At 35.0% G+C, this 20043-nt stretch carries 18 protein-coding genes; all 18 read left to right on the top strand.

All coding sequences use genetic code 11. From position 1 onward, the window contains the following. The first annotated feature begins 69 nt into the window (after positions 1 to 69). Positions 70 to 3702, top strand: a complete 3633-nt coding sequence (rpoC, locus tag JHK64_RS06125; protein ID WP_199568122.1) for a DNA-directed RNA polymerase subunit beta' — start codon at positions 70 to 72, stop codon at positions 3700 to 3702. A 105-nt stretch (positions 3703 to 3807) separates the two neighbouring features. Beyond that, positions 3808 to 4170, top strand: a complete 363-nt coding sequence (locus tag JHK64_RS06120; protein WP_199568121.1) for a DUF1033 family protein — start codon at positions 3808 to 3810, stop codon at positions 4168 to 4170. A 152-nt stretch (positions 4171 to 4322) separates the two neighbouring features. Next, positions 4323 to 5264: a competence type IV pilus ATPase ComGA gene (comGA, locus tag JHK64_RS06115; protein ID WP_199568120.1), complete on the top strand. Its 942-nt coding sequence runs from the start codon at positions 4323 to 4325 to the stop codon at positions 5262 to 5264. Further along, positions 5146 to 6225: a competence type IV pilus assembly protein ComGB gene (gene comGB / locus JHK64_RS06110; protein WP_425507306.1), complete on the top strand. Its 1080-nt coding sequence runs from the start codon at positions 5146 to 5148 to the stop codon at positions 6223 to 6225. The genes comGA and comGB overlap by 119 nt, the downstream gene beginning before the upstream one ends. A gap of 18 nt (positions 6226 to 6243) precedes the next feature. Beyond that, on the top strand, positions 6244 to 6558 hold the full coding sequence (gene comGC / locus JHK64_RS06105; RefSeq protein ID WP_281402397.1) for a competence type IV pilus major pilin ComGC: 315 nt from the start codon (positions 6244 to 6246) through the stop codon (positions 6556 to 6558). Beyond that, positions 6518 to 6961 (top strand): competence type IV pilus minor pilin ComGD, encoded by a 444-nt coding sequence (gene comGD, locus JHK64_RS06100; protein ID WP_199568118.1) that lies wholly within the window; start codon positions 6518 to 6520, stop codon positions 6959 to 6961. Before comGC ends, comGD begins: the two co-directional genes overlap by 41 nt. Further along, on the top strand, positions 6939 to 7208 hold the full coding sequence (gene comGE, locus JHK64_RS06095) for a competence type IV pilus minor pilin ComGE (RefSeq protein ID WP_246450924.1): 270 nt from the start codon (positions 6939 to 6941) through the stop codon (positions 7206 to 7208). The genes comGD and comGE overlap by 23 nt, the downstream gene beginning before the upstream one ends. Then, entirely contained in the window at positions 7195 to 7629 is a 435-nt protein-coding gene (gene comGF / locus JHK64_RS06090; protein WP_199568117.1) for a competence type IV pilus minor pilin ComGF, read from the top strand. The genes comGE and comGF overlap by 14 nt, the downstream gene beginning before the upstream one ends. Then, a complete protein-coding gene (gene comGG / locus JHK64_RS06085; RefSeq protein ID WP_199568116.1) occupies positions 7607 to 7942 on the top strand; it encodes a competence type IV pilus minor pilin ComGG in 336 nt (111 codons plus the stop codon). Before comGF ends, comGG begins: the two co-directional genes overlap by 23 nt. 62 nt (positions 7943 to 8004) lie before the next feature. Then, positions 8005 to 8958 carry a class I SAM-dependent methyltransferase gene (locus JHK64_RS06080; RefSeq protein ID WP_199568115.1) on the top strand — a complete coding sequence of 318 codons (954 nt, stop codon included), beginning with the start codon at positions 8005 to 8007 and terminating at the stop codon, positions 8956 to 8958. A gap of 54 nt (positions 8959 to 9012) precedes the next feature. After that, entirely contained in the window at positions 9013 to 10212 is a 1200-nt protein-coding gene (locus JHK64_RS06075; protein WP_199568114.1) for an acetate kinase, read from the top strand. Between the two features lie 270 nt (positions 10213 to 10482). After that, complete coding sequence (locus JHK64_RS06070) at positions 10483 to 13494, top strand: type I restriction endonuclease subunit R, EcoR124 family (protein ID WP_199568113.1); 3012 nt, start codon at positions 10483 to 10485, stop codon at positions 13492 to 13494. A gap of 58 nt (positions 13495 to 13552) precedes the next feature. Beyond that, positions 13553 to 14515, top strand: coding sequence for a hypothetical protein (locus tag JHK64_RS06065; RefSeq protein ID WP_199568112.1), 963 nt, complete (start codon positions 13553 to 13555; stop codon positions 14513 to 14515). Beyond that, positions 14512 to 15771: a hypothetical protein gene (locus JHK64_RS06060; protein ID WP_199568111.1), complete on the top strand. Its 1260-nt coding sequence runs from the start codon at positions 14512 to 14514 to the stop codon at positions 15769 to 15771. The genes JHK64_RS06065 and JHK64_RS06060 overlap by 4 nt, the downstream gene beginning before the upstream one ends. Before the next feature lie 544 nt (positions 15772 to 16315). Continuing rightward, positions 16316 to 16567: a type II toxin-antitoxin system RelB/DinJ family antitoxin gene (locus tag JHK64_RS06055; RefSeq protein WP_199568110.1), complete on the top strand. Its 252-nt coding sequence runs from the start codon at positions 16316 to 16318 to the stop codon at positions 16565 to 16567. Next, complete coding sequence (locus JHK64_RS06050; protein ID WP_199568109.1) at positions 16564 to 16857, top strand: type II toxin-antitoxin system RelE family toxin; 294 nt, start codon at positions 16564 to 16566, stop codon at positions 16855 to 16857. Before JHK64_RS06055 ends, JHK64_RS06050 begins: the two co-directional genes overlap by 4 nt. Positions 16858 to 17170: 313 nt before the next feature. After that, the gene (locus JHK64_RS06045; protein ID WP_199568108.1) at positions 17171 to 18394 is read left to right on the top strand and encodes a restriction endonuclease subunit S; all 1224 of its coding nucleotides are present in this window, start codon (positions 17171 to 17173) and stop codon (positions 18392 to 18394) included. 39 nt (positions 18395 to 18433) lie between these two features. After that, positions 18434 to 20038 carry a type I restriction-modification system subunit M gene (locus JHK64_RS06040; protein WP_199568107.1) on the top strand — a complete coding sequence of 535 codons (1605 nt, stop codon included), beginning with the start codon at positions 18434 to 18436 and terminating at the stop codon, positions 20036 to 20038. The last annotated feature ends 5 nt before the right edge of the window (positions 20039 to 20043 follow it).

Raw genomic sequence — 20043 nt, 5'->3', positions numbered from 1 at the left:
ACAATTATTAATCAATGAATATTATTCAATGTTAATATGATGAGAAGTAAAAAAGAAAGGTAATAACTAGTGGTTGACGTAAATCGTTTTAAAAGTATGCAAATCACATTAGCATCACCAAGTAAAGTCCGTTCATGGTCTTATGGTGAAGTTAAAAAACCTGAAACAATCAATTACCGTACCTTAAAACCAGAACGTGAAGGACTATTTGATGAGGTCATCTTTGGTCCTACAAAAGATTGGGAGTGTGCCTGTGGCAAATACAAGCGTATTCGTTACAAAGGGATTGTTTGTGATCGCTGTGGTGTTGAGGTCACTCGTGCCAAAGTGCGTCGTGAACGTATGGGGCATATTGAGTTAAAAGCTCCTGTATCACATATTTGGTATTTTAAAGGTATTCCAAGTCGTATGGGCTTGACACTTGATATGAGTCCACGTTCCTTAGAAGAAATTATTTATTTTGCTGCCTATGTTGTCATCGATCCAAAAGAGACACCATTAGAGCCTAAATCACTCTTGACAGAACGTGAATATCGTGAAAAATTACAAGAGTATGGACATGGTTCATTTATCGCAAAAATGGGTGCTGAAGCTATCCAAGATTTATTGAAACGTGTGGATCTTGATGCAGAAATTGCTGTCCTAAAAGAAGAATTAAAAACAGCATCTGGTCAAAAGCGTATCAAGGCTGTTCGTCGTTTAGATGTTCTTGATGCCTTTAATAAATCAGGTAATAAACCAGAGTGGATGATTTTAAATATCTTACCAGTCATCCCACCTGATCTTCGTCCAATGGTTCAATTGGATGGTGGTCGCTTTGCAGCCAGTGACTTAAATGACCTCTATCGCCGTGTTATCAACCGTAACAACCGTTTAGCACGTCTTTTAGAGCTTAATGCCCCTGGTATCATTGTTCAAAATGAAAAAAGAATGCTCCAAGAAGCTGTTGATGCTTTGATTGATAATGGTCGTCGTGGTCGTCCAATTACTGGACCAGGTAGTCGTCCATTGAAATCCCTAAGCCATATGCTTAAAGGGAAACAAGGGCGCTTCCGTCAAAACCTTCTTGGTAAACGTGTTGACTTCTCAGGACGTTCAGTTATCGCAGTTGGACCAACACTTAAAATGTATCAATGTGGTGTGCCTCGTGAAATGGCGATTGAATTATTCAAACCATTTGTGATGAGAGAAATCGTTGCCCGCGATTTGGTTCAAAACGTTAAAGCTGCTAAACGCTTAATCGAGCGTGGTGATGAACGTATCTGGGATATTCTTGAAGAAGTGATTAAAGAACACCCTGTTCTTCTTAACCGCGCACCTACCCTCCATAGACTTGGTATTCAAGCCTTTGAACCTGTTCTTATCGATGGTCGTGCCCTTAGACTTCACCCACTTGTTTGTGAGGCCTACAATGCCGACTTTGACGGAGACCAAATGGCAATTCACGTGCCTTTATCAGAAGAGGCACAAGCAGAAGCTCGTCTTTTGATGCTTGCAGCAGAACACATCCTTAATCCTAAGGATGGTAAACCAGTTGTTACCCCATCTCAAGATATGGTTCTTGGTAACTATTACTTGACCATGGAAGATGAAGGCAGAAAAGGCGAAGGCATGATCTTTAAAGATCGTGATGAAGCTGTTATGGCCCTTCAAAATGGTTATGTCCATCTTCATAGTCGTGTTGGGATTGCTGTTGATAGCATGACTGACAAGCCTTGGAGTGATAACCAAAAACATAAAATCATGGTAACAACAGTTGGTAAAATCTTATTTAACGATATTATGCCTGCTGACTTACCATATTTACAAGAACCTAACAATGTTAACTTATCAGAAGGAACACCTGATAAGTATTTCTTAGAACTTGGTGCAGATGTAAAAGAAACCATTAAAGCTCTTCCTTTAAATGAACCATTCAAGAAGAAAAATCTTGGAAATATCATTGCTGAAATCTTTAAACGTTTTAGAACAACAGAAACCTCTGCTTTCCTTGATAGATTAAAAGACTTAGGTTACTACCACTCAACCTTGGCTGGATTAACAGTAGGTATCTCTGATATTCCTGTTATCGATAATAAACAAGAGATTATTGATGCTGCCCATGCCAAAGTTGAATCAATTAATAAAGCCTTCCGTCGTGGTTTGATGACTGATGATGATCGTTATGAAGCAGTTACTACAACATGGCGTGAAGCGAAAGAAGCCTTAGAACGTCGTTTAATTGAAACACAAGATCCTAAGAACCCTATCGTTATGATGATGGACTCAGGAGCGCGTGGTAATATTTCAAACTTCTCTCAACTTGCGGGGATGCGTGGTTTGATGGCGGCACCTAACGGTCGTATCATGGAACTTCCAATTCTATCTAACTTCCGTGAAGGTCTCTCAGTACTTGAGATGTTCTTCTCAACACACGGTGCTAGAAAAGGGATGACCGATACAGCCCTTAAAACTGCTGACTCAGGTTACTTGACTCGTCGTCTTGTTGATGTTGCCCAAGATGTGATTATTCGCGAGGATGACTGTGGGACTGACCGTGGTTTGATTATCACTGCTATCACAGATGATAGAGAAGTGACTGAAACTCTTGAAGAACGCCTGCAAGGACGTTACTCTAAGAAATCTGTTAAACATCCTGAAACTGGTGAAATCTTAATCGGTGCAAATCAATTAATCACAGAAGACATTGCTGCTAAAATTGTTAATGCCGGTGTTGAGGAAGTGACTATTCGCTCAGTCTTTACATGTAATACTCGTCACGGTGTGTGTCGTCATTGTTATGGTATTAATCTAGCAACTGGTGATGCGGTTGAAGTTGGTGAAGCTGTTGGTACAATCGCTGCCCAATCAATCGGTGAGCCTGGTACTCAGTTAACCATGCGTACCTTCCATACAGGTGGTGTGGCTTCAAATACCGATATCACTCAAGGTTTACCACGTATTCAAGAAATCTTTGAAGCACGTAATCCTAAGGGTGAGGCTGTTATTACTGAAGTTAAGGGTGAAATTGTTGATATCGAAGAAGATGCTTCAACCCGCACCAAGAAAGTCTTTGTTAAAGGTGAAACTGGTGATGGAGAGTATGTTGTTCCGTTTACAGCTCGTCTAAAAGTTGCCATTGGTGATACTGTTCTTCGTGGACAAGCCTTAACAGAAGGGTCTATCCAACCTAAACACTTACTTGAAGTTCGTGATACTTTATCTGTTGAGACTTATCTCTTAGCAGAAGTTCAAAAAGTATACCGTAGCCAAGGGGTTGAAATCGGAGATAAACATATCGAGGTGATGGTTCGTCAAATGCTTCGTAAGGTTCGTATTATGGATCCAGGAGACACTGACTTATTACCTGGTACTTTGATGGATATTTCTGACTTTACAGATGCTAATAAGGAAATTGTAATCGCTGGTGGTATTCCTGCAACAAGCCGTCCTGTCTTAATGGGAATTACCAAAGCTTCCTTAGAAACCAATTCCTTCTTATCTGCCGCTTCCTTCCAAGAAACAACTCGTGTCTTAACAGATGCTGCTATCCGTGGTAAGAAAGACCATCTTCTTGGACTTAAAGAAAATGTTATTATTGGTAAGATTATTCCAGCTGGTACTGGTATGGCAAGATATCGTCATATTGAACCTCAAGCTATTAATGAAGTGGAAATAACAGAAAATATTACTAGTGAAGAAACAGTGGAAGTTACTGAATAATGAGAGAGATTCGCATTTTGCGAGTCTTTTTCATTACCCTTATGAGCAAATCCTTTCGTTAATCAGACACATTACTATATAATGTCTTTATAAGGAAGTGGAACTATGTATCAAGTAATTGAGATTTATGGCGATTTTGAACCGTGGTGGTTTTTAGAAGATTGGAAAGATGACATCGTATCAGAAACGACGTTTTCTACTTTTAAAGAAGCTCTCGCTTTTTATACAAAGAAGTGGGAAGAGTTTAAAAAGACTTTTCCAAGCTTCCAAAGTAGAAGTGATTTTATGGCAGCTTTTTGGGATGATGAAGAAAAGAGATGGTGTGTTGACTGTGATGAAGACCTTCAGCAATACCACTCGCTTTTATTATTAAAAGATGACCAAATAATACCTGAAACGCTTCATGATGAAAAATTTAATTTAGGTAATCAAGTAACAACACCGCCATCATGTTCTCTTAATTTTTAAGACAATAAGTCTGTTATTATTGTCTTATAAGTATTATTTATTATTAAAAACACCTATTCTTGTCGACAATTGACTAGAATAGGCTTTTTTATTGTCAAAAACTCATTCATTTTAACATTAGTCTTACGAATAACAAGATGAAGGGGAAGATAATGATACAAGAAATAGGAAAAAACATTATTAAACAAGCTGTTGAAAAACAGGCTCAGGATATCTATCTCATTCCTAAAAGTAACCAGTATGAGTTATACATGAGGATAAAAGATGATAGAAAATGGATAGCTTCTTATCCCTATGAAGAAATGGCGGGTTTGATTAGTCACTTTAAGTTTGTTTCAGGGATGAATGTTGGTGAAAAACGGCGCAGTCAACTTGGTGCTTGTGACTATCTTTATGCTGATAATGCCTCTATTTCATTAAGACTATCAAGTGTTAGTGATTATAAAGGGTTAGAAAGTCTAGTCATCCGCCTTTTATTTGAAAAGCAAGAAAATTTAGAGTTTTGGTTTGATGGTGACAAACAGATGCTTAAGGAAACGTATGTTCGAGGTCTTTATCTTTTTTCAGGACCAGTCGGAAGTGGCAAAACCACTCTCATGTATCATTTGATTAGAGAAAAATTTCCAGATAAACAAATCATGACGATTGAAGATCCGGTTGAGATGAAACAAGAAAACATGCTTCAACTTCAGATTAATAATAGTATTGAGATGACTTATGAACGTCTCATCAAATTATCACTAAGGCATAGACCCGATGTGTTAATTATTGGTGAAATTAGAGACACTGAGACTGCAAGAGCGGTTATTAGAGCTAGTCTTACGGGTGTTATCATTTTTTCAACCCTGCATGCTAAAAGTATTCCTGGGGTTTATCATCGTTTATTAGAATTGGGGATTACAAAAAAAGAATTAGCCAACACGCTTAATGGTGTTGCTTATCAAAGGCTAATAGCAGGAGGAGCGCTTATTGATTTTGCCAAAGAAAACTACCAAAACTATTCCCAAAATCAATGGAATAAACGGCTTAAAACACTTTTTACAGATGGACATATCACTAAGGAGCAAAAAGAAGCCGAAGAGATTATCACTTAAACAGCAAAAAAAGATTGTTCAATTATTTAACAATCTTTATGCGAGTGGCTTCACACTATCAGAGACCATTACTTTCTTGGAGCGAAGCCATATGTTAAAAAAGCCGATTACCAATCAAATGAAAGCAGGTTTACTTAGTGGATTAAGCCTATCACATATTTTTTCTTCGATTGGCTTTTCTGATAATGTTGTGACGCAAATAGCACTAGCTGATAGTCATGGCAACGTTCAAAAAAGTCTAAGTAAGATTGATGCTTATCTTGAAAATATTATTCTCGTAAAGAAAAAACTGATTGAAGTGGCCACTTATCCCATGGTATTACTGGGATTTATGATGTTAATCATGATGGGCCTCAAAAATTATATGTTGCTTGATGTTGAAAATGGTAATCTAGCAACCAGGATAATTTCACAGTTTCCAAACGTTTTCTTTGCTGTTTTACTTATCCTTATAGGATTAATCATTGTAGGTTATGGTCTGTCTCATCGTCTTGGGAAAATGAAACTTTATCGCTTTCTTAGTCGAATTCCTTTTTTAGGTGGTTTTATCCAGTGCTACTTAAGTGCCCTTTTTGCTCGTGAATGGGGAAATCTAATTGGTCAAGGCATTGAGCTTTCTGTTGTTGTCAAATTGATGCAAGAACAAAAATCACTATTGTTTCAAGAAATCGGTCAGGAACTAGAGAAAGCCTTGTTGTCTGGTATGACTTTTCATGAAAAAATAGCTAGCTATCCTTTTTTTGTCAAGGAACTCAGTTTAATTATTGAATATGGCCAAATCAAATCAAAGCTTGGACTAGAATTAGAGATTTATGCTCAGGAACTTTGGCGCTTATTTTTTAACAAGGTGACAAAAGCAACACAACTGATTCAACCGATTGTCTTTCTCTTTGTAGCTATCGTCATTGTGATGATTTATGCTGCTATGCTCTTACCTATTTATCAAACCTTGGAGGTTTAATTTATGAAAAAAACACTATTGACTGCTTTAAAAAAGAAAACTGTCAAAGCTTTTACATTAATTGAAATGTTAATGGTCTTATTCGTCATTTCGGTCTTGCTTCTACTTTTTGTTCCTAATTTGAATAAGCAAAAAGATAAAATTCAAGAGACAGGGAATGCCGCGATTGTTAAAATTGTTGAAAGTCAAGCAGATCTTTATGAGCTAGGGTCAAATGATACAGCTAGTATTTCCAAATTATTGGCTGATGGTAGCATCACAGAAAAACAAGAAGCAGGCTATAAGGAGTATTATGCTAATCACACAGAAGAAACCCAAAAAGTACCGAATTAAAGCTTTTACATTATTAGAAAGTCTACTGACACTTGCAACAACTAGTTTCTTGGTGCTTAGTTTATTTGCATCAGTATCAACGATTCTCACGCAAATGGAGGAACGATTGTTCTTTTTGAATCTTGAATATCTCTATCAAGACACGCAAAAGCTTAGCCTAGCCTCACAAAAAAAGAGAAGTATCACCTTTAATAATCAAACCGTTTCAACGAATAGAGCTGTTTTAAAGATACCTCAAAGTGTTCATTTAAAAGAAAATCTGATAATAACTTTTAATCAAGCTGGTGGTAATTCATCTTTGAAGAAAATTATCTTTGAAACTGACCATCAGACGATTAGATACCAATTGTATATAGGGAGTGGAAAATATAAAAAAGACATTGAAAGCCTACATTCTCCTTGAAAGTTTGATAGCTTTAGCCTTATTGGTGATGGTGACAACTGTTATTTTAGGAGAACTCAGTAAAGATAGTCAAAGAATCAAAGATAATATTAGACAAGAACAAGTTTTGAATGTGGCAAGTATGGCTGTTCAAACCCATCAAAGTGAACTGACGGTTGATGACGTAACCGTTAGTGTCAAAGAAAGCGGAAATAGTATAAGAGTCTTTCATGAGGGAGAGGAAGTGATGTCAGTTGCTGAAAAATAAGGTGAAAGCTTTTACACTGTTAGAATGTCTTGTTTCGCTTTTAGTCATTGCAGGGAGTTTGACTATTTATCAAGGACTCACAAAAAGCCTTAATAGTCATATCACTCACCTATCCACTCACGATGATGAAGAGTGGTTACTATTTTGTCAGCAATTGCGAAAAGAGTGGGAGGGTAGTCATTTTGAGAAGATAGAAAATCATAAATTATACCTCACTAAAAATCAGAAAACCTTAGCCTTTGGAAAGTACAAAAAAGATGATTTTAGAAAGACAAGTGCGAGTGGTCGTGGCTATCAGCCGATGATTTATCAAGTCAAAGAAGTGGCTATTGAAAAAAGAGAACAAATCGTCACCTTAAGACTAACTTTTAATGATGGGCAAGAAAGGAGTTTTGTCTATGCTTTTAAAGAAAAAAGTTAAGGCAGGTATTCTCATTTATGCGCTACTAATCTCGGCAATTTTTGCCATGCTTTTACAATTTTACTTAGGACGAATTGTTGCCAGTCAAAGACAACACCAAGCCCAAATCAGTCAAAGCCAGTCCTATCTCATGGCACAAATGACAGCTAGAATAGCCAGTAAAGATAAGGGTCAACTCATCTTTAAAGAAGGACAAACAAGCTATGAAAAAACAAAAGAGAACATCTCCATCCAAGTGCAACTAACGAATCAGCAGACTTTTTCCTACACTTTCTTGGCGCCCTCTTTAGAGAGTCATCAAAAAACGAAGTAAGCCACAAAAGGCTTTCTTTTCTTTTATCCTTATTTTTGATATGATTAGACAAGGAGGAAAATATGAATTTCGAGACTATTGAACAAGCCTTTCATCTTATCTGGGAGAACACTCAGGTGCTTTCAAATCAATTGAAGACAAGTCTTTATGATGCTTTAATTGAGCAAAATGGGTATTACATAGAAGGCAAAGAAGAAACACCAGCCATCAAAGAAAATAATAGCAAACTTCACCATTTATCTCTAAGTAAGGAAGAATGGCGCAAAACTTTTGAATACCTCTTTATCAAAATCAATCAATATGAAAAACTGCAGACCAACCACCAATTTACACCAGATGCTATTGGTTTTTTGATTTTGTTTTTAATGGAAACACTGACAGCTGATAAGCCATTAACGGTGATAGAAATGGGAAGTGGGACAGGTAATCTTGCTCAAACCATTGTCACTAATAGTGAGAAAGAACTCACTTACTTGGGAATAGAATTAGATGATTTATTAATCGATTTGGCAGCCAGTATCTCTGAAATTATCGATTCATCAGTGAGCTTTTTCCAAGCGGATGCCGTTCGTCCTCATATCTTAAAAGAAAGTGATGTGATTATCAGTGATTTACCAGTAGGCTATTATCCTAATGATGCTATTGCTTCAAGGTATCAAGTGGCAGCCAAAGAAGGTCATACCTATGCTCATCATTTGATGATGGAACAAGCTGTTAAATACCTTAAAGAAGATGGCGTTGCTATTTTTTTAGCACCCGTTAATCTTTTGACGAGTGAGCAGAGCGATTCTTTAAAACATTGGTTGGTGGATGCGGTGGATTTGTTAGGGGTCATCACCCTACCAGAAAATCTTTTTGGCAGTAAAGCAAATGCCAAATCACTCTTTCTCATGAAAAAGAATTCACACCAAAGCATTGAAACATTTGTTTACCCAATTTCGGATTTGCAAAACAAGGAAAATCTTGTTGATTTTATGGAAAATTTCAAAAAATGGGTTAAAGACCATTACAATTAAGCTAAATTTTGCTATAATGGAACAATAGAAAGAAAGGCTATATTGAGGTGAATTATGTCAAAAACTATTGCAATTAACGCTGGAAGTTCAAGTCTTAAGTGGCAACTTTATAGAATGCCTGAAGAAGAGGTATTGGCAAAAGGGGCTATCGAAAGAATTGGTAAATCAGATGCTATCTCTACTGTGAAATATGGAGATAATAAAGAAGAAGAGATTCTTGAAATTCTTGACCATACAGCAGCGGTTGAATTACTACTTGCTGATCTTAAAAAACATGGCATTATCCAAGAATTTGAAGAGATTACCGGCGTTGGCCATCGTGTTGTGGCTGGTGGAGAAGACTTTAGCGATTCTGTTATTTTAGATGATTCAGCGATTGAAAAAGTGGCTGAACTTGCTAAATTAGCACCTCTTCACAATGGGGCAGCTGCAGATGGGATGAGAGCTTTTAAGAAATTATTGCCAAACATCACAAGTGTAGCCGTTTTTGATACCGCTTATCACTCAAGCATGCCTGAGTTAGCTTACCGCTACCCAATTGCTGAAAAATACTACACAGACTACAAAGTTCGTAAATACGGAGCACACGGAACCAGTCATTTCTACGTTTCAAGAGAAGCAGCAAGACTTTTAGGTAAACCTGTTGAAGAGTTGAAAATCATTACGGCTCACATCGGAAACGGTGTTTCCATCACCGCTAACTTATATGGTAAGAGTGTTGATACTTCAATGGGCTTCACACCACTTGCTGGACCAATGATGGGAACACGTTCTGGTGATATCGACCCAGCCATCATTCCTTACTTGGTCAATGAAGTGCCAGAATTAAAAGATGCTGCAGCTGTTGTTAATATGCTTAACAAAGAGTCAGGTCTTGCTGGTGTTTCTGCCCTTTCAAATGACATGCGTGACATTGAAAATGCCAAAGAAAATGGTAATGAAAAAGCAACCCTTGCTTACGAGATGTTTGTTGATCGCATTAAGAAATTCATCGGTCAATACCTAGCTGTTTTAAACGGAGCAGATGCCATTGTCTTTACCGCTGGTATGGGTGAAAATGGCACAGAAATGCGCCAAGATATCATTGATGGCCTCTCATGGTTTGGTTTAGAACTTGACCCAGAAAAGAACGTCTTTGGCTATAAAGGTATTATTTCTAGCGAGAATTCTCGTGTGGCTATCTTGTCAGTACCAACTGATGAAGAATTGATGATTACACGTGATGTGGAACGCTTGAAAAATCAAAGCAAATAAGAAAATAAAAAGAAGTCGTTAGGGAACTAACGGCTTTTTTGATGATGTTAAAAAGCATAAATACCCGTATAAAACGCGCTTAAAAAGCTATTTTATGGATAATCATACTGTTTAAAGAGATAATTGACTTATTGGACGCTTCTCTTGAATCTAGATTGTACAACGGAATCTTTTCAAATGAAAAGCAAACAAATCTTGAAATATCATCAGAGAAAACGCTCTAAATATGATATAATATAAAAAAGTATAAAGATACGGAAAGAAGCAGTTATGTCCAAAACAACAAAGGAACTTGAAATTGAAAAGCGTTTGATTGAACAGCTCATCACTGGTGATAGTCAGTGGTCTTATCGTCCAGATTTAAGAACAGAAGATTCTCTTTGGGAGAATTTTTTTCAAAAACTGGAACAAAATAACCTGGCTATTCTTGGTGAGAACCTACTGACTGAACAAGAAAAAGAGCAAATCAAGGTGCAGTTGACCTTTACCAATTACTATGAGGCTGCTAAATGGCTGGCTGGGGAAAATGGTATCGCTAAGGTACAGGTGCAAAGAGAAGATGCGACGCTTGGTACCATTCGTTTAGCAGTCATTTGGCGTGATAATGTCGCTGGTGGGAAATCTTCTTATGAGGTGGTCAATCAAGTGGAAAGACCAAAGGTTAATCCTTCTGATAAAGATAGACGTCTTGATGTGACGCTACTCATCAATGGTCTTCCCATGATTCATATCGAGTTGAAAAATCATCAACATCCTTTCATGGATGCCTTTCATCAAATCAGAAAGTATGAACGAGAAAACAAACTCAAAGGCATTTATTCAAGTCTTCAAATGTTTGTCGTGTCTAATGTCACTGACACACGCTATATCGCTGCGGCCAAAGAAAGCAAACTCAACGACCAATTTTTAACCAAGTGGGTAGATACCGACAATCGACCTATCATCAATTTGTTTGACTTTGCTGATGAGGTGTTACGGATTCCCCGTGCCCATCAGATGGTGATGCAGTATTCAGTGATTGATGACGCCAAAAAGGCCTTAATCCTTTTAAGACCCTATCAAGTGCATGCGATTGAAGCGGTACAAGAAGCTAGCTATCAAGGCAAGTCTGGTTATGTCTGGCACACCACTGGTTCTGGTAAGACTTTGACCTCTTATAAGGTAGCAAGAAATTTACTGCAAATCAACTCTATCAATAAAACGATTTTTGTCGTGGATAGACGTGACCTTGACCAGCAAACGACCTCAAGCTTTTTATCCTATGCTCAAAACGACACAATTGCTATTGATGAGACGGATAATACTAAAGAATTGGTGCAACGGCTCTTTAGTGATGAAAAAACAGTTCTTGTCACCACTATCCAAAAACTAGAAGCCATGCAACGTAAGGTTGATGACGGGAAATATCAGCGTGAAGCTGAAAAGATTAGGAATTTACGAGTGGCTTTTGTTGTCGATGAGTGTCACAGGGCAGTTAGTCCTCTTGCTCAGAGAAAACTGGCGACCTTCTTTAAGCGATCTTTGTGGTATGGTTTTACAGGCACTCCTATTTTTAGTGAGAACAAGCGTCAGGCGCTGGGTGATTTACCACAAACAACCGAACAGCTTTATGGGGATAAACTCCATGAATATACGGTTAGAAATGCCATTCATGATAAGGCTGTTCTAGGCTTTAAAGTCGAGTATGTCAACACCATTCATAGTGATCAAATTGAGAGCGAAGACGATATTCTTGACCATTACTATGAAAATGAAGAGCACATGCTTCAGGTGATTGATTATATCATCAATAAATCAAGAAGCAAATTGGGTTTTCAAAAAGGTGTCGGAAAGACCTACAATGCGATTTTGACAGTCAAATCGATTACCATTGCTCAACACTATTATGATTTGATTCAAGCCGTTAAGCGTGGGGAGAAAAGCGTTCAGATTTCTAATCAGGTCAAAAAAGTTTTACCTGACTTTCCTAAGGTGGCCATCACCTACTCCGTCACAGAAAACGAAGAAAGTTCTATTGATCATCAAGAAAAGATGCAGGACTCGATTAGTGATTACAATCAAGAATTTGACACGCATTTTAGTCTGGCTGACTTACGAGGTTTTAACACTGATGTCAATAATCGCTTGGCGAGAAAACGTGATATCTATCAGCATCGCAGTGAACAGTTGGATTTGGTGATTGTGGTTAATCGCCTCTTAACTGGTTTTGATGCGCCTTGTCTGTCAACCCTCTTTATTGATAGACCGCCCATGTCGCCTCAAGATATCATCCAATCCTTTAGTCGCACCAATCGTATCTTTGATAGCAAAAAACACTATGGTCAGATTGTGACCTTCCAAAGACCAGAACACTACAAGGAAAGAGTGGATGATGCCATCAGACTCTACTCAAATAGTAAAGAAGGTAGTTCTGATATCCTGGCACCTGAGTGGAAAGACGCCAAAGCTACTTTTGATGAAAAATTAGCTATTTTTCAAGCAGAATTGACGGATAATCCTGATGTTGCAACAGACATTGAAGCAGCAAGTACTAGTTATCTGAAAACTTTTGCTAAAAACTACCAAGCCTTTGATAGAGCCTTTGCTGCCATTCAAGTATATTTTGAATATGATGAAGATAGTATTTACCAAGAAAAAAACTTGACCCAAGAGATTTTGGAAAACTACCAAGGCATTTATCAAAATGTCTTAGCAGAACTGAAACGTCGTGCCGACAATGGTGATGAGGATGAAGACGATGTTCTTGTTGATATCATGTATGAATTAGAGTCTGTCCACATCGATGAAATTAATTACGAGTACATCATTAGCCTTATCCAATCCTTCATCCCAGAAAGTGATGACGACACTAAAGAGATGACACCAAAAGAGATTGAAGCGATTGATGGCTATATCGACAATCTAGGAAAGACAAATAAAGGATTAGCTGATTTAATCTCGAACCTATGGTATCAAATCCAGATGGATCCAGAGAGCTATCGTGGTCAATCGGTTAACAATATCTTGCAACAAATGATTGATGAAGTGATTACAAAAGAAGTAACACAGCTGGCAAGAAAATGGTATATCGGTTTTGACGAGCTGATGTACTTGGTAGAACACTACCAAAAGGGCAAAAAACGCCAACTCGGAGAACAAGACCTCAACCAGAGTCAGCGCTATAAAGACTATCAAAATGAAGTCTCTGAACCACTCAACATCTTTAGCTATAAAAACGAAATCAGAAATGATTATATCAGACTGATAGAAGAGGTTATCGAGCCATTGAGAGTGGGGAGGTAGGCGAAAAGATTTATTAAAATATTCTTGGATAATAAAATTTGTAAGAAGGAAAATGTTTATGAAGGAAAAGACTTCTGTTTTTGAAATAAATGAAGAAATAAATGAAATAAAGTTGAATGAAGAAAAAATTTCTAATATTGATGAAATTTTCAAGAATATCATTGGAAATTCTTCTCAATTTTCTCATATAACAATTGATGCAAAAATACAGTCAGAAGATAGTATAGTACGAGAATATTTGAGCAACAAGGATGATTTTTTAATTAATAATTTTGCAGACAAATTACTTGATGCAGAAAAAGTAATGGATGGTAGTAAAAGGAAAAAAAGTATTACCACAGGATATTTGTTTATAAAACAAGAGAGCAATAAATTATCACTTTTAAAATTAGAAAAGACTTCTGTCGCAGATACTAATACTTTTAAACTGGTTGATCAACTTGGAACAGAAAAAAATTACTATAAAGCATGTATTATTAAAAATAAAGATTCTATTCAAGTTATTGATAAAAGTAGAAGAGTTGCAAATTATTGGATTAGAGATTTTCTAGGATTAGAAGAGATTAGGAATAATACAATAGATACTTCTGACCTAATAGATTTATTGGAAAATAAAGAATTATTTAGTGATGAAATAAAACAACATCCTACATTTAAAGAAATATTTCAAGCAACAAGAGATTATATATTTGATAATAATCGTTTTGAAAAAGATGAACTTATTCAAGTATTAAACAATAATAATTTAACGGATATAGACACTTCAGTTCCAAATTTTTCTGAAAATTTTTACAGTCAACAATCTTCCGTATTAAATTTCAGTTTTGATATTGATCCAAAAGTTTTAAAAGATAAATATAAGGCTGAGATTCAAATTTCAGAAGATACTTTTATAAAAACAAATAATTTTGAAAATTTAGTCAGAAGAAATGGTATCACATTTGATGGAAGTTTTATTCAATTACAAGTAGATGTAGATTTTCAAGAAGAAGTTAAAACTAAAATAGGTATAATTGAATGAATTATTTATGGCAAAATCACTCTATAAAGTTCAATAAAGATGATGATTACTGTGAATTTTTAAAAGAAAAGGGTTTTAAATTAGAGGAATCTAATGGTTTTAAAATACTTTATCCTTTACGTGATAGTATTGTATTTGTAGATGATTACATAGAAAAAAATTCTTTTTTTTCAATTATTAATTATATAAAAAAAATTGATTTTCTAAACCCAATTCAAGTAATTTTTAGTAGTAATCCCAAAAAGATTGAAAATTTAAATCTAAGTTCTGAAAATAATATTGTAAATAAAATTCTTGCGAAAAATAATATTATTTCTAAACATCAAATAAAAAAATTTTCTATTTTACTATTGAAAAAAATAAATGTTCAAACAAATAAGATAAAAAAACTTCGAAAAATATTTTTTCTTATACTTATTGCTAATAAAACTGAAGTAAGTGGAGATGGAGAATCAATTTCGTTTCATTTTTATCAAGATGGAATTAGTTTTAAGAAAAAATATGAACTAAAAGAAATGGATATTGATGATATTGATGCAATAGATCAAATCTATGATTGGATATTAGAAGATAGTTATAAAAATTCTTACATCCAGAAGATAGATATTATTAGAAATTTAGTATTAAGAAATAAACCAAATGATTTGCTTTTTGAAAAAACTTTTCTTTCAGCAAGTATTAGTGTTTTTCAAAGAATTGTGAAAAATGAAACATCTAAGTATTTTGAACAAGTCAATCGTTTAAAAGATGATTTTCTAATTATTTCAAAGTATGAAAATGATATTTACCAATCTCTACATTTAAAAATTCTAGGATGGTTATCAGCTTTGGGATTAACAATTTTTAATCAACTAAATAGCTATGACGGAAATAATATATTTGAACGTTTAATTTTGTCAAATTCTCAAAAAACAAAAATGATATTATTAATGCTACTCATTGGTTTATTGTATATCATGATTGTGTATATTAGTGAGGTCAGGAGAAGTAAAGTAGAATATCGGAGATTAAAAAAATTTTATACGGAAAATTTTATGTTTTTGGCTGAAGATTTTGATAACAAAGTTTCTTTTCCTAGGTTTAAACTATTTTACATATTATTTTTAGCGTTTTTAATGTTATCAACTACTCTGAGATTTTTTCTTATTGGTAAAACTTTTATAGTCTCTGAAATTTTTCTGATTTTAATTATCCTATTTATTGTATTATTAAAAGCAAATAATACTAAAGAAAATGGCATATCTGATAACTTTTAGATTTATTTATATTGTTCTTTTTGGAAGTACAAAAAAATTAAGAATAACTAAGAATTTGAATCATGTACTAAAAATAAGAAGTAAGTATGCTAGTTTTAAAACATTGTTATAGTTAAATTACAAAACCACTTGACACATACACCTAACAGGTGTATAATAGGTGTATAATAAATAGAGGAGGTTGAAGAACTGGTAAATTGGCAAAATAGAATCAAAATAGAATCAAAAGTAGATTAAAAATAGATCAAAAGTGAATTAAAAATAGAATCAAAATAGAATTAAAAGTAGATCAAAAGTGAATTAAAAATAGAATCAAAATAGAATTAAAAGTAGATCAAAAGTGAATTAAAAATAGAATCAAAATAGAATCAAAAGTAGATCAAAAGTGAATTAAAAATAGAATCAAAATAGAATTAAAAGTAGATCAAAAGTGAATTAAAAATAGAATCAAAATAGAATTAAAAGTAGATTAAAAATAGATCAAAATAGAATCAAAATAGAATCAAAATAGATCAAAAGTGAATTGAAGAAAATGAGGAATATAATGCCAAAGACAACCGCAAAAACAAGACTAAACGTGAATATTGATTCTGAATTGAAAAATGAAGTAGGCGATATTTTATCTGAAATTGGTCTTGATTATACTTCAGCAATCAATATTTATTTTAAAAAAATAAAAAAATTTAAAAAAATCCCTTTTGAACTAGGCTTGCAAGAAGAAACATATTCTATTGAAGAATTTTTAGGTGAGGACTGGAGAACAGGGTTAGAAGTAATAGGAGACGACTGGGAATGAAATATAACATTCACTTTAATGATCTTTCAATAGGCGATTTTAAAAGTTTAGATAATTCACAAGCATCTTTTGTAAGAAAAGCATTTCTGAAATTAGAACAAAAAGGAATGATGGTTGGAAAACACTTGAGTGGGGATCTTTCTGGATGTAAAAAACTGAAAAGTAAAAAAACAGGACTTAGAATAATTTTTAAGTTACATCCTAAAGATTCTCACACAATACTGATTATAGCAATTGGCAAGCGTGAGGATAAAGAAATATATAATGTTGCAGCAAGAAGATTGAAATAAAATCCAGTAGGCTCTAGCCTATTGGATTTTTTTTTAGTATGATAATATCATATTAAAAAAATTCATTTGACTATATTAGAAATATTATTTTCACAATAAAACGTAGAGGGTTAGACATATAAATTATGAAATTACGAAACGTTCAACTATAAAGAATCTGACTATTATTCTAGGTAAGGATAAAATGATAGAATTAACAGGTGAAAGAAAAATAGTATTTGTTCATAGTTTGGATTCAGATGGCTTAGCAAAAGAAATGCTTGATTAACCAGTTGTAAAATAAACACTAATCAACAAAAAAAGAAAGATAAATATGACAAAACAAACGATTCCTAAGATAAGATTTCGAGAATTTGATGATAAATGGGAAATAAAAAAAATAAAAGAAATTCTAAAAGAGAAAAATGAGAAAACCGTTGAGAATAATCAATACCCAATAATTTCTTCAACTACAAAAGGATTAATTTTGCAAAACGACTATTTTAATAGGCAAATTGCAAGCAAAGACAATGTAGGATATAAAATTATTAAAAAAAATGAATTAGTTTTTAGTCCTCAAAATATTTGGATGGGAAATCTTAATGTCAATTTTAAATTTGATATTGGAATATTGTCTCCTTCTTATAAAATATTTGAATTTATTAATACAGATGTTAATTTTCAGAGATACTATTTAAAAACACCTAAAATGTTATTCCAATATGAACAGAGTTCTGAACAAGGAGCAAGTATTGTAAGACGGAACTTGAATATGGATAATTTTTATAATATCCTTATTAATCTCCCTTCTCTCCCTGAACAAAAAGCCATTGGTTCTCTTTTTAACACGTTAGATAACCTATTAACCTCCTATAAGGACAATCTGTCTCACTATCAATCGTTTAAGGAAACCATGTTGTCGAAAATGTTTCCAAGAGATGGTCAAACAACACCTGAAATCCGTTTAGAGGGATTTGAAGGGAAGTGGGAGAAGAAAACTATTCAAGAAATGTCAGAAAGTATAGAATATGGAATTAATGCTCCTGCAAAAGAATTTGATGGAGAAAATAAGTATTTAAGAATAACAGATGTTGATGATGTTTCTAGAAAATTTTTAAAAAATAAGATTACTTCTCCAGATATTGATTTAAGTTTATTAGATAACTATCTACTTAAAAAAAATGATTTATTATTTGCTCGTACGGGAGCAAGTGTTGGAAAATCATATATCTATTCTGAGGAAGATGGAAAAGTATATTTTGCAGGTTTCTTAATTAGAGTAAGGATAAAGGAATCTTACGATGATAACTTTGTTTTTCAAAACACATTAACTGATAGATATAAGAGATATATAGAAATTACTTCTCAAAGATCAGGACAACCAGGCGTAAATGGAAAAGAATATGGAATGTTTAGCATTTTTGTTCCAGAATTTGAAGAACAAAAAATCATCGGTACTTTCTTTGCCAATTTAGACAACATCATCACCTCGTATCAAGACAAGATAGACAACTTAGAATTGCTTAAGAAAAAATTACTAAAAGACATGTTTGTCTAACTTATCAAAACATCATTAAAAACAATCAAGGAAATTAAAATGACTGAAAACATCAACTCTTCAAAAGATCTTTATCAAGCCTTGTGGAATTCGGCGGATATTTTGCGTTCCAAGATGGATGCCAATGACTACAAATCCTACTTGCTGGGGCTTATCTTTTACAAATATCTCTCTGATAAGCTACTTTTTCATGTGGCTGAGATGATGGGAGAACCCTCTGATAATCTGAGTGAGGCGTTGGAACTTTACCGCTCTCTCTACAACGATGACAGCAATAAAGAAGCTATGATTGAAGTGCTTATGCGTGAGGTGTCTTATGTGATGGAGCCTGATCTCACCTTTATCGCCCTTGTTGCCCAAATCCATGAGGAAACTTTCCAGTTGGAGAGTTTGGCACAAGGTTTTCGTAATATCGAGCAGGCAGATGAGCTCTTTGAAAATCTCTTTGAGGACATCGACCTCTACTCGAAAAAACTGGGCGCAACGCCTCAAAAGCAAAACCAAACCATCGCTAGTGTCATGAAAGCTTTGGCTAATATTGATATAGATAGTTATATTGGAGATATGCTTGGAGACGCTTATGAGTACCTTATCGGTCAGTTTGCGACGGATTCGGGAAAAAAAGCCGGTGAGTTTTATACGCCCCAACCGGTTGCCAAGCTGATGACGCAAATCGCCCTGCTTGGCCGTGAGGATAAAAAAGACTTCACCCTTTATGACCCAACAATGGGTTCTGGCTCCCTCCTCTTAAACGCTAAAAAGTACAGCCACCACCCAACAACCATTTCCTATTTTGGTCAGGAGTTAAATACAACAACCTATAACTTTGCTCGGATGAACATGATTTTGCACGGTGTTCCTGTCGGTCATCACCTCTTGAGTAATGCCGATACCCTTGATGAGGACTGGCCAACCCAAGAGCCTACCAACTTTGATGCCGTTTTGATGAATCCTCCATACTCTGCCAAGTGGAGCGCCAGTGATGGCTTCAAACAAGACCCACGTTTCTCACCTTTTGGTGCCCTAGCACCCAAGTCTAAGGCAGACTTTGCCTTTTTACTACACGGCTACTACCATCTCAAACAAGATGGTGGTATCATGGCAATTGTCCTACCACATGGTGTCTTGTTTAGAGGCAATGCCGAAGGTAAGATTAGAAAGCACCTGCTTGAAGAAGGAGCGATTGATACCGTGATTGGTCTGCCTGCCAATATCTTCTTTAATACCAGTATCCCAACCACTGTCATTATTTTGAAAAAGAATCGCACCATGCGCGATGTTTACTTTATTGATGCCTCGAAGGAGTTTGATAAGGGGAAAAATCAAAATATCATGACTGATGAGCATCTTGATAAGATACTAGAAGCCTATAAGAGCCGTGAAGATATTGATAAGTTTGCTCATCTAGCGACTTTTGAGGAGATTAAAGAGAACGACTTCAATCTCAATATCCCTCGTTATGTGGATACCTTTGAAGAAGAAGAAGTCACACCACTTGCTGAGATTGTTGCTAACATCAATCAAACCAATGCCAATATAGAACAGCAAAACAAAGACTTGATGACCATGCTTGGACAACTCAAAGGCACAACACCAGAAGCGCAGACAGAACTGGAAAACTTTTTAAAAGAGTTTAAGCTATAACAACT

The organism is Streptococcus zalophi, from assembly GCF_016481285.1.
Classification (GTDB): domain Bacteria; phylum Bacillota; class Bacilli; order Lactobacillales; family Streptococcaceae; genus Streptococcus; species Streptococcus zalophi.
Note: the sequence above shows the minus strand (reverse complement) of the source record. Positions and strands in the feature narration are given on the sequence as shown.

Bases quoted from the DNA above. Each gene is read 5' to 3' on its own strand.
- comGA (WP_199568120.1), top strand. From the start codon at position 4,323: ATGATACAAGAAATAGGAAAAAACATTATTAAACAAGCTGTTGAAAAA.
- comGG (WP_199568116.1), top strand. From the start codon at position 7,607: ATGCTTTTAAAGAAAAAAGTTAAGGCAGGTATTCTCATTTATGCGCTA.
- JHK64_RS06075 (WP_199568114.1), top strand. From the start codon at position 9,013: ATGTCAAAAACTATTGCAATTAACGCTGGAAGTTCAAGTCTTAAGTGG.
- JHK64_RS06060 (WP_199568111.1), top strand. From the start codon at position 14,512: ATGAATTATTTATGGCAAAATCACTCTATAAAGTTCAATAAAGATGAT.
- JHK64_RS06070 (WP_199568113.1), top strand. From the start codon at position 10,483: ATGTCCAAAACAACAAAGGAACTTGAAATTGAAAAGCGTTTGATTGAA.
- JHK64_RS06080 (WP_199568115.1), top strand. From the start codon at position 8,005: ATGAATTTCGAGACTATTGAACAAGCCTTTCATCTTATCTGGGAGAAC.
- JHK64_RS06055 (WP_199568110.1), top strand. From the start codon at position 16,316: ATGCCAAAGACAACCGCAAAAACAAGACTAAACGTGAATATTGATTCT.
- JHK64_RS06040 (WP_199568107.1), top strand. From the start codon at position 18,434: ATGACTGAAAACATCAACTCTTCAAAAGATCTTTATCAAGCCTTGTGG.
- comGD (WP_199568118.1), top strand. From the start codon at position 6,518: ATGCTAATCACACAGAAGAAACCCAAAAAGTACCGAATTAAAGCTTTT.
- JHK64_RS06045 (WP_199568108.1), top strand. From the start codon at position 17,171: ATGACAAAACAAACGATTCCTAAGATAAGATTTCGAGAATTTGATGAT.
- JHK64_RS06065 (WP_199568112.1), top strand. From the start codon at position 13,553: ATGAAGGAAAAGACTTCTGTTTTTGAAATAAATGAAGAAATAAATGAA.
- JHK64_RS06050 (WP_199568109.1), top strand. From the start codon at position 16,564: ATGAAATATAACATTCACTTTAATGATCTTTCAATAGGCGATTTTAAA.
- JHK64_RS06120 (WP_199568121.1), top strand. From the start codon at position 3,808: ATGTATCAAGTAATTGAGATTTATGGCGATTTTGAACCGTGGTGGTTT.